This window comes from Streptomyces sp. S.PNR 29, assembly GCF_030386795.1.
Lineage (GTDB): Bacteria > Actinomycetota > Actinomycetes > Streptomycetales > Streptomycetaceae > Streptomyces.
Genome location: NZ_JANUQM010000006.1, coordinates 129,694 through 144,664 on the forward strand (window position 1 = coordinate 129,694; position 14,971 = coordinate 144,664).

Genomic DNA, 14,971 nt, shown 5'->3' on the forward strand with positions numbered 1-14,971 from the left:
CATGGGGGAGGCAAGGTCATGAGTGAGGCGCAGGGGACCTGTCAGCGGCCCGACTGCGGCGGGGCGTACGAGGACGTGGGCGGCGGCGAGCTGTACTGCGACACCTGCGGTCTCGCCCCGGTCGTGTCGGCCAAGGGCATGGTCGGTTCGACGCCGACCGGGGTCGCGGGCGGCGGCAACGGCTCCCCGGGCTCGGCGGGCAGCGGCAGTTCGCGCACCAGCAGCCGCAGTTCGCGGACGTCGTCGCAGTCGTCGAAGTCCCGGCGCTCGGTGTCGGGACGGCTCTCACGCTCCCTGTCGGGCAAGTCCACGAGCCGCTCGGTGTCGGTGCGCAGCTCCGGCTCCAGCAGCGGTTCCTCCTCCCGCGGGCGGCTCGGCGCCGGCCTGGTGCAGGTGCCGCAGGTGCCGCGGCCCGACCCGCGCTCGATGGTGCTGGAGAACCCGGAGGTGCCCGAGCGGAAGCGGTTCTGCTCCCGTTCGGACTGCGGGGCGCCGGTCGGCCGCGCCCGCGCCGAACGGGCGGGGCGCACGGAGGGTTTCTGCACCAAGTGCGGCCACCCGTACTCGTTCGTACCGAAGCTGAAGGCCGGTGACGTGGTGCACGGCCAGTACGAGGTCGTGGGCTGTCTCGCGCACGGCGGCCTCGGCTGGATCTATCTGGCCGTGGACCGCGCGGTGTCGGACCGGTGGGTGGTGCTGAAGGGCCTGCTGGACACCGGCGACCAGGACGCGATGGCGGCGGCGATCTCCGAGCGCCGCTTCCTCGCGGAGATCGAGCACGCCAACATCGTGCGGATCTACAACTTCGTCGAGCACCTCGACCAGCGCACCGGCTCCCTCGACGGCTACATCGTCATGGAGTACGTCGGCGGCAAGTCGCTGAAGGAGATCGCCAACGCCCGTCGTACGCCGGGGGGCAAGCGGGACCCGCTGCCGGTGGAGCAGGCGTGCGCGTACGGCATCGAGGCGCTGGAGGCGCTCGGCCATCTGCACAGCCGCAACCTGCTGTACTGCGACTTCAAGGTCGACAACGCGATCCAGACCGAGGACCAGCTCAAGCTGATCGACATGGGCGCGGTGCGCAGGATGGACGACGAGGAGTCGGCCATCTACGGCACGGTGGGCTACCAGGCGCCGGAGGTCGCGGAGGTCGGCCCCTCGGTGGCGAGCGACCTCTACACGGTCGGCCGCACACTCGCCGTCCTGACCTTCGACTTCCAGGGCTACACGAACGTCTTCGTGGACTCGCTGCCCGACCCGGACTCCATCGAGGTGTTCCGCCAGTACGAGTCGTTCTACCGGCTGCTGGTCCGTGCCACCGACCCGGATCCGGCCCGCCGGTTCGCCTCCGCGCAGGAGATGTCGGAGCAGCTGACGGGCGTGCTGCGCGAGGTGGTGTCCCTGCAGACGGGCCGCGCCCGTCCCGCGCTGTCCACGCTGTTCGGCCCCGAGGTGCGGGTGACGGACACGGAGCTGTTCCCGAAGCTGGACGGCGAGGTGTCGCGGCTGGGGGCGAGGGCGCCGCAGAGCAGGAGGAAGTCCCTCACGCCGTCCGCTCCTGCGCCGGCCACCGGCCAGGGAGCCGGCCTCGTCAAGCCCGTCCACACCCCCGCCGCCGCGCTCGTCCTGCCCGTGCCCCGCGTCGATCCGACCGACCCCAACGCCGGTTTCCTGGCGGGTCTCATGGCGTCCGCGCCGGGTGAGCTGCTGGGTGCGCTGGCCGCCGCGCCGGCGCCGTCGGTCGAGACGCGGCTCAGGCAGATCAGGGCCTGGCTGGAGCACGGTGACTCGGCGGCGGCGCTGAGCGCCCTGCGGGCACTGGAGGACGAGCGGCCCGACGACTGGCGGGTCGTCTGGTACCGGGGCGTGGCCGCGCTGGTGACCGGCGACCATGAGGGCGCCGCGCTCGCCTTCGACGCGATCTACGACGCCTTCCCCGGCGAGATAGCGCCCAAGCTGGCGCTCGGCCTGTGCGCGGAGGTGCTCGGCCAGCTCGACAACGCCGCCGAGTACTACCGGCTGGTGTGGTCGACCGACCCGAGCCATGTGAGCGCCGCCTTCGGCCTGGCCCGCGTCCAGCTGGCGACCGGCGACCGCGCGGGTGCCGTACGGACGCTGGAGTCGGTGCCGGAGGCGTCCATCCACTACACGGCCGCCCGTGTGGCGGCCGTTCGCGCACGGCTGAGGCGGAGAACCGCCGCCGCGGCCGACGTATCCTTCCTGGACGACCTGACCGCCGCCGCCCGGCAGGTCGAGGCGCTGGACATGTACGGTCTGGATCCGGCGCGGCGCGAGCAGTTGTCGGCCGAAGTCCTGGGCTGCGCGCTGGACTGGGTACTCTCCGGGGGCCAGGGTTCCGCCCCTCCCGCCGCCGGGGGACGGACGCTGCTCGGCAGCGGCCTGGACGAACGGGGCCTGCGTTTCGGCCTGGAGCGTTCGTACCGCACGCTGGCCCGGCTGGCGAGGGGCGGCGAGGAGAGGATCGACCTGGTGGAACGTGCCAACCGTTACCGCCCCCGGACGTGGGTGTAATTGATGTCGCAGACGCACCAGTTGTCCGCCTGCCCGAGCTGCGAGGAACCGCTTGAGTCGGGTGACCGTTTCTGCGGAGCGTGCGGATACGACCTGTCCGCGGTGCCCGCACGGCCTCAGGACAACCCGACGATCGCCCTGAACGGTTCGGTGCCTCCCCCGGCGGCACCACCCGCCGGCGTGGACTGGCCCATCGCCCCGGAGCGGGACGGCTCCGGCCGGCCGGCTCCGGTGCACCTGCCGACGGACCTCCACGGCACCGACTCGGTCGGCTCCCCGCTGCCCGCCGAGGCACCCCGGCCACGGCTGCCGTCGCAGGCCCCGCCGATGCCGCCCGAGGCGCCGCGGACACCGCCGCCGCCCTCGTACGCGCCGCAGCCCCCGCCCCCGACGGGCACCCGGCAGCCGTCCCCGGCTCCCCAGGACCCCGCCGGGCTCCCGGAGGCCCCGGCAGCCGGCGTCCGCTTCGACCGTCCCGCCGAGCCCGACGAGTACCCGCTCCAGGCGCCGGACCCGCGTGTGACCGCCGAGCCGACGGCGCCCGCACCGGGCGAGACGGTGTGCGTGGCCTGCCGCGCGGGCCGCGTCGACGACGACGGCTACTGCGAGAACTGCGGGCACGCCCAGCCCCGCGAACGCGACCACATGGAGCAGGAGGCCGGCCCGGTGGCCGCGGTCAGCGACCGGGGCCTGCGCCACCACCGCAACGAGGACGCGTTCGCCGTCGGCCACACCGCCCTGCCCGACGGCTCCCCCGCCGCCGTGGCGATCGTGTGCGACGGCGTGTCCTCGGCGACCCGCCCGGACGACGCCTCGCTCGCCGCCTCCCGGGCGGCGAGCGAGTCACTGCTGGCGGCCCTGCCCTACGGCACGCACCCGCAGCAGGCCATGCACGACGCGATCGTCGCCGCCTCGCACGCCGTCAACGCCCTGGCGCAGGAGCCCGCGACGGCCCGCGAGCACGCCCCGCACCAGAACGCCCCGGCCTGCACGCTGGTCGGCGCGGTGGTGACGAGCGGCCTGCTGGTCGTCGGCTGGGTCGGCGACAGCCGCGCCTACTGGGTGCCGGTGGACCGGAGTTCACCCCCGGCCCGGCTCACCGAGGACGACTCCTGGGCGGCGCAGATGGTCGCCGCGGGACTGATGAGCGAGGCCGAGGCGTACGCCGACGAGCGCGCCCACGCGATCACGGGCTGGCTCGGCGCGGACGCCTACGAACTGGAGCCGCACACCGCTTCCTTCAAGCCCGACCGGCCCGGTGTGGTGGTCGTGTGCACGGACGGGCTGTGGAACTACGCGGAGGCCGCGGAGGAGATGGCGGAGGTCGTCCCCCTCGACGCCGCCGTGCGCCCGCTGCACAGTGCCCGGGTCCTGGTCGGCCACGCCCTCGACGGCGGGGGCCACGACAACGTAACAGTGGCCGTGGTGCCGTTCCCGGCCGCGGTGCAGGGGGCAGGATCGGCCTGAGGCCGCGTTCGGGGAGGCCTCGACGGACCGGAGGGGACGGTTCGGAAGGGACGGCCCTGGGGGGCCGTCCACACAGTCATTTCCTCACATTGTGAGGATGTCGAGGGGGATTCGATCAGGCATGGCCAATTTCTCGAAGTCGAACGTGCCGCAGTTCTCGGTCGACGTGTACCAGAACGAGTACCTCCCTGAGGGCGGCCGCGAGGTCAACGCCATCGTCACGGTGACCGCGACGGGCGGCGGCACGATCGGGAGCGCGGTCGCGGCACCCCACCTCTACTCGCCCGGCCAGGGCCCGTCCGCCGCGGTGGCGGTCATGGTCGACTGCTCGGGGTCGATGGACTACCCGCCGACCAAGATGCGCAACGCCCGTGACGCGACGGCCGCCGCGGTCGACACCCTGCGCGACGGTGTGCACTTCGCGGTCATCGGCGGCACGCATGTGGCCAAGGAGGTCTATCCGGGCGGTGGGCGCCTCGCGGTCGCCGACGCCACCACCCGCGAGCAGGCCAAGCAGGCGCTGCGCCGGCTCAGCGCGGGCGGCGGCACGGCCATCGGCACCTGGCTGCGGCTGGCCGACCGGCTGCTGTCCTCCGCGGACGTGGCCATCCGGCACGGCATCCTGCTCACCGACGGCCGCAACGAGCACGAGTCGGCCGAGGACCTGAAGGCCTCCCTCGACGCCTGCGCCGGGCGCTTCACCTGCGACGCCCGGGGCGTGGGCACCGACTGGGAAGTGAAAGAAGTCACAGGGATCGCCTCCGCCCTGCTCGGCACCGCCGACATCGTCGCCGACCCGGCCGGTCTCGCCGCCGACTTCACGCGGATGATGGAGACGGCCATGGGCAAGGAGGTCGCGGACGTCTCCTTGCGGCTGTGGACCCCGGTGGGCACCACTGTGAAGTTCGTCAAGCAGGTCGCGCCCACGGTGGAGGAGCTGACCGGCCGCCGCACCGAGGCGGGCCCCCGCGCCGGCGACTACCCCACCGGCTCCTGGGGTGACGAGTCCCGTGACTACCACGTCTGCGTCGAGGTGCCCTCCGCCAACCTCGGCCAGGAGATGCTCGCCGCCCGTGTCTCGCTGGTCATTCCGCAGCCCGACGGCACCGCCCAGTCCCTCGGCGCGCAGGGACTCGTCCGAGCCGTGTGGACCGACGACATGGCCGCCTCCACGTCGATCAACCCCCAAGTCGCCCACTACACCGGGCAGGCCGAACTGGCACAAGCCATCCAGCAAGGCCTCGATCTTCGCAAAGCGGGAGACTTCGATGGAGCAACGGCCAAACTGGGCCGGGCGGTTCAGCTCGCCAGCGCCTCCGGAAACGCGGATACTGCGAAACTCCTTGCGAAGGTGGTGGACGTGGTCGATGCCGCGACAGGTACTGTGCGACTGAAGGCGAAGGTCGAGGAGGCCGACGAGATGACTCTCGAAACCCGGTCGACGAAGACTGTTCGTGTGAAGAAGTGACATAAGAAGTTCGCGACGTAGACGAGACTCTGGTCGAAGCGGCCGGAAAGGGAGAGGGGGAAGCGCCGACATGCCGACCTGCCCGAACGGACACCAGTCGGGTTCCGACGACTGGTGCGAGGTCTGCGGTCACCGCATGGCCGGTGCCGTGCCTCCGCCCCCTCCGCCGCCGCCCCCGGGCGGGGGTTACGGCTTCCCGCCGCCGCCCGGCGGTCCCGGCGGCCCGGGTGGCCCCGGCGGCCGGCCCGGTGGGCCTCCGCACCTGTCCGCCGTGCCGGACCCCCAGCCGGAGCTGTGCCCGCAGTGCCGTACGCCGCGTGAGGGCGGTGCGCCGTTCTGCGAGGAGTGCCGGTGGAACTTCCTGACCAACACGGCGACCTCGTACACCCCGGCCGCCCCGCGCCCGCCGGCGCCGGGCCCGGGCGTCCGCTTCCAGCCGCCCGGACCGTCGTACGGCGGCGACTCGTACGAGTACCAGGGCTCCCGCCCGTCGCAGGTGAACCGCCCCGCCGAGCCGATCCCGCCGGGCCCGCCCTTCGGGGGCGAGCCCTCGGGCCCCTCCGGCCCGCCCGGACCGCCCAGCCCTCCCGGACCGCCCGGCTTCGGCACCGACCCGTCGCGGCCGGTCCCCCCACCGCCCGGACCGCCCGGCGGCCCTGGTGGTCACGGCGGCCCCGGTAGCCCCGGCGGTCCCGGCGGTCACGGCGGTCCTGGCAACCCCGGCGGACCTGGCAACCCCGGCGGTCCTGGCAACCCCGGCGGTCCTGGCAACCCCGGCGGACCTGGTGGTCACGGCGGTCCTGGCAACCCCGGCGGCCTTGGTGGTCCTGGGAGCCCCGGCGGCCCCGGGGGCCATGGCGGTCCTGGTGGTCACGGCGGTCCCGGTAGCCCCGGCGGACCTGGTGGTCCCGGTGGCGCTCCGCAGGCGTTCCAGCAGTCCGGACCGCCGGCCCCGCCCGCGTTCCCGCAGGAGACGAACCGGCCGCAGCCGGGCGGTCCGTCCTTCGGCGGCGGTGACGACGACTGGGTGATCTCCCCTCCGTCGTCGACCGGCCCCGGCGGACCCGGCGGCCCGGGTGGCCCGAACGGGGCGGGCGGCGGCTACGGCTATCCGCAGCCCGGCGCGACCCAGGCCCCGCCCCCGCCGCCCGGCCAGGGCTTCCCGCAGCAGCCGGGGCCGCCCCAGCAGCCGCAGCAGCCGACGACCTGGACGGCGACCATCGGCCCGGACCGCGAGTACTTCATGGCGATGATGCAGCGCTCCGGCCCGGAGGCCGCGGGCCTGAACCTGCCCGCGTACTCGCCCGAGCAGCAGCGCACGCTCACCGGTAACCAGATCACGATCGGCCGCCGCCGGCACTCCACCGGCGACACCCCCGACATCGACCTGTCGGTGCCGCCGGAGGACCCGGGCGTCTCGCACCAGCACGCGGTGCTGGTCCAGCAGCCGGACGGCAGCTGGGCGATCGTCGACCAGAACTCGACGAACGGTACGACGGTCAACGGTGGCGAGGAGCCGATCCAGCCGTTCGTGCCGGTGCCGCTGCAGGACGGGGACCGGGTGCACGTCGGCGCCTGGACGACGATCACGATCCGCCGGGGCTGACCCCCGTCAGGAGGGGAGGGGCCAGGCGTACGGCCCCTCCGGGCCGTCCAGCCAGGCCCACTCCCGATCGCCGCTGACGGTGATGCCGTACCGCTCGCGCTGCGGCATGCCCTCGCGCTCCCACAGCGCGTACGCCTCCTGCGGATCGAGGCTGCCGCGGGTCAGGGCCAGCAGGAAGCGGAACAGCTCGTTCTCCCGGGCCCGGCGCGGCACCCCGCCGAGCGGCGTCGGCTCGGCGGCCCCGCCCTGGCCGCGCAGCGGCACGAAGTAGGCGGGCGTGGACAGGAAGCGCCCCTCGGCGTGCTCCGCGTCGCGCACGGTGAGCACGACCAGTCCGGTGGCGAGCGGGGTGAGGATCCGTCCGCCGGGGCGGCACTGGGCGAGCCAGGCGCGCGGGATCGAGGGCAGCGTGCAGGTCGCGATGATCCGGTCGAAGGGGGCGCGTTCGGGCACGCCGCGCGCGCCGTCGCCGGTGACGACGGCCGGGTGGTAGCCGGCGGCGGCCAGGTGCCGGCGGGCCGACTCGGTGATCTCCGGGTCCAGGTCGATGGTGGTGACCAGGTCGTCGTCGCCGAGCCGGTGGGCGAGCAGGGCCGCGTTGTAGCCGCTGCCGGCGCCGATCTCCAGGACCCGGTTGCCGTCCTCCACCTTGAGCTCGGCCAGCATCATCGCCATCAGCGAGGGCTGGCTGCTGGAGGAGAGCAGCTCGCCGTCGCGCAGCCGGATGGCCAGCGGGGTGTCGGTGTACGCGCCGCGCACCCAGCGTTCGCGTGCCGCCGGGTCGGGGTGTTCGCCCCACCGGCGTTCGTAGCCGCCCATGACGCCGACGTAGTAGTACGGCACGAAGAGATGGCGCGGCACCGCCTCGAAGGACTCCCGCCAGACCGGGTCGGCCGCCCAGGCCCCGCTCAGCTCGATCTCCCGCACCAGCGCGGCCCGCGCCAAGGCGGCGAGCTGGTCCAGATCTTCGGCACCCTGGCCGTGCTTGCCGCGTTCGCCCGGAGAGTTCCCACCCATGGCTCCAGGGTGCTGCCTGAAGGCGACAGGAGGCGAGTGCCACGCCCCCCGGAAAGGGACGGTCCTAAGCCTTGAGTCCTGGTTCCCCCGGTCTGGCAGCATGGACGGGTGAATGAGATTCGGCGCGGCACGCTTCAGGAGCAGACCTTCTACGAGCAGGTCGGCGGGGAGGAGACCTTCCGCCGGCTCGTCCACCGTTTCTACGAGGGAGTCGCCGAGGACCCGATCCTGCGGCCCATGTACCCCGAGGAGGACCTCGGTCCTGCCGAGGAGCGGCTGCGGCTGTTCCTGATGCAGTACTGGGGCGGCCCGACGACGTACAGCGACAACCGCGGCCATCCCCGCCTGCGGATGCGCCACGCCCCGTTCACGGTCGACCGGGCGGCGCACGACGCCTGGCTGAAGCACATGCGGGTCGCGGTCGACGAACTCGGCCTGTCCGAGGAGCACGAGCGGACGCTGTGGAACTACCTGACGTACGCGGCGGCCTCGATGGTCAACGCGCCGGGCTGAGGGCCTTCACCTGACGCACGGGTTCCGGTGATACGTCACCGGAATTCGATCACAATCCGGTCAAGCCCTGCCCACAAGCGCTTACCGCCACCGGTCCCCTCTGACAACATCGCCGAGAGGTCTGGACAACGGCGGGGGCGACGGCGGGGGGCCGGGTTGACGACGTACGGGGGGTCGGCGGGGTTCGTCCTCTTACGCGCGCGGGCGCACCGCCTGCTGCTCGCCGCCGCCCTGCTCACCGTCCTGCTGACCACGGCGGTGCTGGCGACCCTCACGGCGTACTCGGGTGCGATCGGCGACGCGGCCCTGCGCCACGCCCTGCGCGAGCCGGGCAACGCCGCCGACGCCGCGCTGGTCGTGAAGTCCGACGTGCCGGCCGACCGGCGCGAGGCCGCCGGCACCGCCGTACGCAACGGGGCACGGAAGGCCTTCGACGGGCTGCCGGTGACGGTGCGCGGCCTGGTGCGGTCGGGCCCCTACGCGCTCCCGCGCTCGCTGCGGCCGAAGGCCGAGCGGTCAGGGGACCCGGACCTCACGCACTTCGCCGCGCTGGACCGCACGCAGGTGCGGATCACCGAGGGGCGGATGCCGTCGGCGGCGGGCGGTCCGGTGATCGACGTGGCGCTGCCGCAGACCGCCGCCCGGCGTCTCGGCCTGCGGCCCGGCGCCCGGCTCACCCTCGCCGACCGGCTCGGCGGCCCGGAGGTACGCGTCCGGATCACCGGCCTGTACCGGCCCGTCGAGGCCACGGCACCGTACTGGCGGCTGGACGAGCTGGGCGGTCGCGGGATCCGGAAGGTCGACTTCACGACGTACGGGCCGCTGCTCGCCGCCCCCGGCGTCCTGGGCGGCGGCCGGGTGAGCGAGGGGCAGTCCGCGTGGCTGGCGTCGGCCGACTTCTCGGCGCTGACGGCCGGGCGGATCGGCGCGCTGCGCGAGGCGGTCCGCGAGGAGACGGCGGCGCTGCGCAGGCAACCTGCCCTCGGCGGCACGACCGCCGCCACCACCTCCCTGCCCGCCGTCCTCGACCGGCTCGACCGCTCCCTGCTCGTCTCCCGTTCCACCCTCCTTGTCGTCGCACTCCAGCTGGCCCTGCTCGCGGGCTGTGCGCTGCTGCTGGTGGCCCGGCTGCTGAGCGCCGAACGCGCGGGCGAGATGCGGCTGCTGAGGGCACGCGGCGCGTCTCGCGCCCGGATCGCGGGCCTGGCCGCGCTGGAGGCGCTGCTGCTGGCCGTGCCCGCGGTCGTGTGCGCGCCGCTGCTCGCGGGGCCGCTGACCCGGCTGCTGGCCGGGCAGGGGGCGCTGGCCCGGATCGGGCTCAGTCTTCAGGTGCCGTCCGGCGGGAGCGGCGGGGTGTGGCTGGTGGCGGCCGGGGCGGCGCTGGGGTGCGCGCTGGCGGTGACGCTGCCCGCGCTGGCCTCCTCCTTCACCACCGAGCGCCGGGCGCGTGCGCTGCCCGCCCCGCTGCGCGCGGGCGCGGACGTCGGGCTGCTGGTGGTGGCCGGGGTCGCGTACTGGCAGCTCGACCGGCAGACCACCGGCACCGTGACCGGTGACAGCACCGGCGCCCTCGGCATCGATCCGCTGCTCGTCTCGGCCCCCGCGCTGGCGCTGCTCGCCGGGACCGTGCTGACGCTGCGGCTGCTGCCGCCGGTGGCGCGGCTCGCCGAGCGCCGGGCGGCCGGCGGGCGCGGGCTGACCGCGGCGCTGGCGGGCTGGCAGCTGAGCCGCCGTCCGATGCGCGGGGCGGGCCCGGTGCTGCTGCTGGTCCTCGCCCTGGCGCTGGGCATGCTGGCGATCGGGCAGGGAGCTTCCTGGGACCACTCGCAGGACGACCAGGCCGACTTCCGCGCCGGAGTGCCGGTGCGGGTGCTGGCCGCCGGTGAGGGCGGGCTGGGCCGCACCGAGACGTACGCGGCCGTACCGCACGTCCAGGCGGCCGCCCCCGCCGTACGGACGGCGCTGCCGATGTCCGGTGACCGTACGGCGACCGTGCTCGCGCTGGACACCGCGCATGCCGCGGACGCGGTGCTGATGCGTCCGGACCTGGCCTCCGAGCCGGTACGGCCGCTGCTCACGGGGCTCGGCCCGAAGGGCTCGGCGGCGGGCGCGAAGGTGCCCGCGGGAACCGCCCGGCTGGGCCTGGCGGCGACGCTGCGCAGCTCGGGCGCGGACATGACGGCGGACGTGACCGTCACGGTCGAGGACCGCTACGGCACCCCCTACCAGCTACCGGCCGGGACCCTCCCCGCGGACGGTCGCCGGCACGCGCTCGACGTCGCCGTCTCCTCCGGCGGCCCGCTCACCCTCACCGGCGTGCAACTGGTCATGGTCCAGCCGAACGGCCGCGCCCAGCAGCACCGCTTCGGCATCGACGAACTGACCGCCACGGCCGCCGACGGGTCGGTACGGCGGCTGCCGCTGCCCGCCTCCTGGACGGCGGTGTCCCGGACGGACGGGGACGTGTCCTCGCCGGACGCGCGCTCCAACCCGACCAAGCCGCGCGTCGATTCGTCCGGATCGCCGGCCGTCTCGTACGGCACCGGGTACGTCCCCCGCGACTACTCCTCGGTCATCTCGTCGCTGACCGTGCGGATGCGGGTCGCGCAGCCCGCGCCGCCCGCCGTCACGGCGGTCGCGACCGACCGGTTCCTCGCCTCGGCGGGCGCGCGCACCGGGCAGAGCGTGGACGTGGTGTTCGGCGGCGAGATCCTGCCGGTGCGGATCACCGATTCGGTACGGGCGCTGCCCACCACGGAGGTCGCGGACGGCTCGGTGAACGACGGCGGGGCCCTGCTGGTCGATCTGCGGTCCGTGAACCGGGTGCTGCAGGCGCGGTACGGCACGAGCGTCACGCCCACCGAGTGGTGGCTGCGCACGGCGCCGGGCGAGGCGGCCGGGGTCGCGGCGGCGCTGCGTGACGTCCCGGACGTGGATCCGGAGCAGGTCGTGGTGCGGGACGAGCTGGCCGAGCGGTTGCGGGACGATCCGTTCGGTGCGGGTCCCGAGGCCGCGTTCGCCGCGTCGGCCGGGGTGGCGGCGGCGCTGGCGGCGGTCGGGTTCGCGGTGAGTGCGGCGGGGTCGCTGCGGGAGCGGGGCGCCGAGTTCGCGGTGCTGCGTGCCCTGGGCGCCCCGCGCCGGCGGCTGGCCCGCATGATCGCCGTGGAGCAGGGCGTGCTGGTGACGCTGGCGCTGCTGGTGGGTGTGGCCCTGGGAGCCGTGCTGACCCGGGCGGTGATCCCGCTGATTGTCCTGACCTCACGGGCCACCCGCCCGGTGCCCGAGGTGCTCGTCGACCTGCCGGCCGCGCGGGTCGCCGTACTCCTGGCAGCGGTGGCACTCGCGCCGCTGCTGGTCACCGCGGCCCTGGCACTGCGCCGGGCCGACCCGGCGACGACGCTGAGGGAGCAGGGAGATGAGTGAGGCGGTACCGGGCGCCCGGCCGCACCCGGAACCCACGTCGAACCACCGACCGCACAAGGCCGCCCTGCTCCTCACGGCAACGGCAGTCACCCGGCCGCCGGTCATCACGACGCCGGCACTGCACCAGGCCGACCCGGCGACGACGCTGAGGGAGCAGGGAGATGAGTGAGGCGGTGCGGGGGCGTGTGGACGCGCCCTGGGTCCGCACCCGGCTGCGCGCCGCCCCGGGAGCCGCGTGCGCGCTGGCGCTGCTGGTGGCGCTGACCGCGTGCCTGGCCGCCGCGTTCCCGCGGGCGCTGGACCGGTACGACGACGCCGGCCTGCACCGGGCCGTCGAGCGGGCCCGCCCCGAGCGGACCAGCGTGCAGCTGTTCGCCCCCCAGCCCGACCTCACCCTGCCCCAGGAGCAACGGGAGGAGGCGCTGCGCCCGGACGCGGTCGGCAAGCGGTACGCGAAGGTCCTCGCCGCCGTGGAGCGGCCGCTCGTCGCCGACCCGGACCGGTCGGCGTACGGGGTGCGCACCCTCCACAGCATGGAGGTGCCGGACCCCTGGCTGCCCCGGCCGAGGGGGCTGCCCGCGCAGGTGGTCCTCGCCGCGCAGCACGGCCTGGCGGACCACTCCCGGCTACGAGCAGGCCGCCTGCCGCGTGCGACCGGCACGGTGACCGCCGCGACGCGGAGCGTGGAGGCCGCCGTCACCGAGGCCACCGCCGAGAGCCTGCACATCAAGGTGGGCTCGGTGATCCACGTACCCGGTGTCGAGCGCGCCCCGCTCGCCGTCCACGTCACCGGCATCGTCACCCCGCGCGACCCGGGCGGCGCCTACTGGGCGACCCTGGCCCTGCTGCGCACCCCGTCCCTGGTTCCGCTGCCGGGGTCCTCGGGCCCGGACCAGCTCAAGTACTGGCTCGGCGCGCTGCTGCTCCCCTCGGAGGCCGCCCCCGTGATGCTGGGCACGGCCGGAGAGCCCCTGCGCTACTGGCAGCTGGCCCCCGACGCCGGCGCGCTGCACGCCCACGACCTCGACCGGCTGAAGTCCGCCGTCGCCGCCCTGGAGTCCGGGCCGGGCCTGCGCACGGTGCGCGCGGTGACCGACCCGGCCACGGAGGTGGAGACAGAGCTCGACGACGTCCTCACCTCCTACTCCCGGCTGCGTGGGGGCATCGGCCCGCTCGTGGCCGTCGCCGCGTTCGGCACCGGCACGGTCGCCGCCGTGGTGCTGCTGATGGCGAGCGGCCTCGCCGCCGACCGCCGCCGCGCCGAACTCGCCCTGCTGCGCGCACGCGGGGCGTCGCTGCCGGGTCTGGCGGGGCGGCTGCTGGCCGAGACGGCGGTCGTGGCGCTGCCCGCCGGCGCGCTGGGCCTCGCGGCGGCGCTGCTGGCCGTGCCCGGGGGCCGCGTCCGGTACGCCGTGGCGGCCGCCCTGACGGTGACCCTGCTGGCCTGCGCCGCGCTGCCGCTGCGCGCCGCCGCCGAGCACCGTGCCGTACGCGTCCACGGTGCCCGTCAGGACGTCGTCGCCGTGCGCCCGTCGCGGCGCCGTACGGTCGCCGAGCTCACCCTGCTCGTGCTGACGGCGGGGGCGGTGGTGGCGCTGCGCAGACGGGGCACGTCGGACGGGTCGGACGCTGCGGGGGACCAACTGGTCGCGCTGGCGCCGGTGCTGGTGGGGATGATCGCGGCCCTGTTGCTGGTCCGGCTGTACCCCCTCCCCCTGCGCCGGCTGGCGCGCCCGGCCGGGCGGCTGCGCGGGGCGGTGGGCCACCTCTCCCTGGCTCGCGCGGGCCGCACGTCCGTCTCCGCGGTGCTGCCGTTGCTGGCCCTGCTGACCGCGCTGACCACGGCCGCGTTCGGCGGGTCGGTCCTGGCGGGCGTGGACGGGGCGCGCGACCGGGCGGCACTCCTCGCCGTCGGCGCCGACGCGCGCGTAGAAGCGATCCATCCGCTGCCGTCCGACCTGACCGACCGGGTACGCCGGACACCCGGCGTACGCGCGGTCGCCCCGGTGAGCATCGCCTACCACGCCAACCCCGAGGACGGCCCGGTGTCGGTCCCCGTCGCGGGCGTCGAGCCCGGCAGTTACGCGGCGCTGGCGGCGAGGACGGGGCTGGGGACGTTCGGGAAGGGCGAGCTGAGCGCGCGGCACAGCGGTGCGCTCCCCGCCCTGGCCTCCCCCGCCGTGGCCCGGCGCTACGGCACCCGGCCCTTCCCGGTGCGCATGGAGGACGGCACCGCCGTCACCGTCCGCATCACCCTGGTACGGGACCGGACCCCGGCCGTCGTCGGCGACGACTTCCTGGTCGTGGACCGCGCCGGCCTCAGCGCCCGCGCCGCCCGGCCGACCGCGCTGCTCCTGACGGGCGGCCGGCTGGACGCGGGGGCGCTGCGCAAGGCGACCGGCGAGACGGCGGACGTGCAGCTGCGCGCCGAGGAGCGGGCCCGGTACGTCGACTCGCCCCTGCAGTCCGGCGCCGAACGCGTCTACGCGGCAGCGGTGGCGGCCGGCGCGGGGTACGCCGTCCTCGCCCTGCTGCTGTCCCTGCTGCGCGCCGCCCCCGAACGCACCGCGCTGCTCGCCCGCCTCCGCACCATGGGCCTCACCCGCTCCCAGGGCCGCCGCCTCCTCGTCCTGGAGTCCCTCCCCCAGGCCGCCCTCGCCGCGGCCGGCGGCACCCTCACGGGCTGGGCCACCATCCGCCTCCTCGCCCCCGGCATCGACCTGACCGCCATCGCCCTCGCCTCGACCCCGTCCCCTTCGGGCCGCTCCGAGCTGCACACGGACCCCCTGTCCCTGGGGGTGCCCGCGGCGGCGGTTCTGGTGGTGGCGGTGGGGGTCACGGGGGCGCAGGCGTGGTGGGCGGGGCGGCGGGGAGCGGTGGCCGAGCTGAGGGCGGGGGACGCGAGATGAGGCACCGCCCCGGCACACACCCAGGCCCGCTGTCCA

At 75.3% G+C, this 14,971-nt stretch carries 9 protein-coding genes; 8 read left to right on the forward strand and 1 reads right to left on the reverse strand.

Annotated elements, in window-relative coordinates; genetic code table 11:
* Positions 1–18 precede the first annotated feature (18 nt).
* From NW895_RS17875 to NW895_RS17890, 4 genes are all read left to right on the forward strand, one after another.
* Positions 19–2,532 carry a serine/threonine-protein kinase gene (locus NW895_RS17875; protein WP_289936699.1) on the forward strand — a complete coding sequence of 838 codons (2,514 nt, stop codon included), beginning with the start codon at positions 19–21 and terminating at the stop codon, positions 2,530–2,532.
* Between the two features lie 3 nt (positions 2,533–2,535).
* Positions 2,536–3,999, forward strand: coding sequence for a PP2C family serine/threonine-protein phosphatase (locus NW895_RS17880; RefSeq protein WP_289936700.1), 1,464 nt, complete (start codon positions 2,536–2,538; stop codon positions 3,997–3,999).
* Between the two features lie 121 nt (positions 4,000–4,120).
* Entirely contained in the window at positions 4,121–5,467 is a 1,347-nt protein-coding gene (locus NW895_RS17885) for a VWA domain-containing protein (RefSeq protein ID WP_289936701.1), read from the forward strand.
* 70 nt (positions 5,468–5,537) lie between these two features.
* Positions 5,538–7,073, forward strand: a complete 1,536-nt coding sequence (locus tag NW895_RS17890) for an FHA domain-containing protein (RefSeq protein WP_289936702.1) — start codon at positions 5,538–5,540, stop codon at positions 7,071–7,073.
* Positions 7,074–7,079: 6 nt separating this feature from the next.
* On the opposite strand, the gene NW895_RS17895 is transcribed toward NW895_RS17890, so the two are convergent.
* Positions 7,080–8,090, reverse strand: coding sequence for a methyltransferase domain-containing protein (locus tag NW895_RS17895; protein ID WP_289936703.1), 1,011 nt, complete (start codon positions 8,088–8,090; stop codon positions 7,080–7,082).
* 108 nt (positions 8,091–8,198) lie between these two features.
* On the opposite strand from NW895_RS17895, the gene NW895_RS17900 reads away from it, so the two are divergent.
* The 4 genes from NW895_RS17900 to NW895_RS17915 all read left to right on the forward strand — a co-directional run bounded on the left by NW895_RS17900 (position 8,199) and on the right by NW895_RS17915 (position 14,935).
* The gene (locus NW895_RS17900) at positions 8,199–8,603 is read left to right on the forward strand and encodes a globin (RefSeq protein ID WP_289936704.1); all 405 of its coding nucleotides are present in this window, start codon (positions 8,199–8,201) and stop codon (positions 8,601–8,603) included.
* Positions 8,604–8,759: 156 nt separating this feature from the next.
* Positions 8,760–12,026 carry an ABC transporter permease gene (locus NW895_RS17905; protein ID WP_289936705.1) on the forward strand — a complete coding sequence of 1,089 codons (3,267 nt, stop codon included), beginning with the start codon at positions 8,760–8,762 and terminating at the stop codon, positions 12,024–12,026.
* Entirely contained in the window at positions 12,019–12,195 is a 177-nt protein-coding gene (locus tag NW895_RS17910) for a hypothetical protein (protein ID WP_289936706.1), read from the forward strand. Before NW895_RS17905 ends, NW895_RS17910 begins: the two co-directional genes overlap by 8 nt.
* Positions 12,188–14,935: an FtsX-like permease family protein gene (locus tag NW895_RS17915; protein ID WP_289936707.1), complete on the forward strand. Its 2,748-nt coding sequence runs from the start codon at positions 12,188–12,190 to the stop codon at positions 14,933–14,935. The genes NW895_RS17910 and NW895_RS17915 overlap by 8 nt, the downstream gene beginning before the upstream one ends.
* Positions 14,936–14,971: the final 36 nt, after the last annotated feature.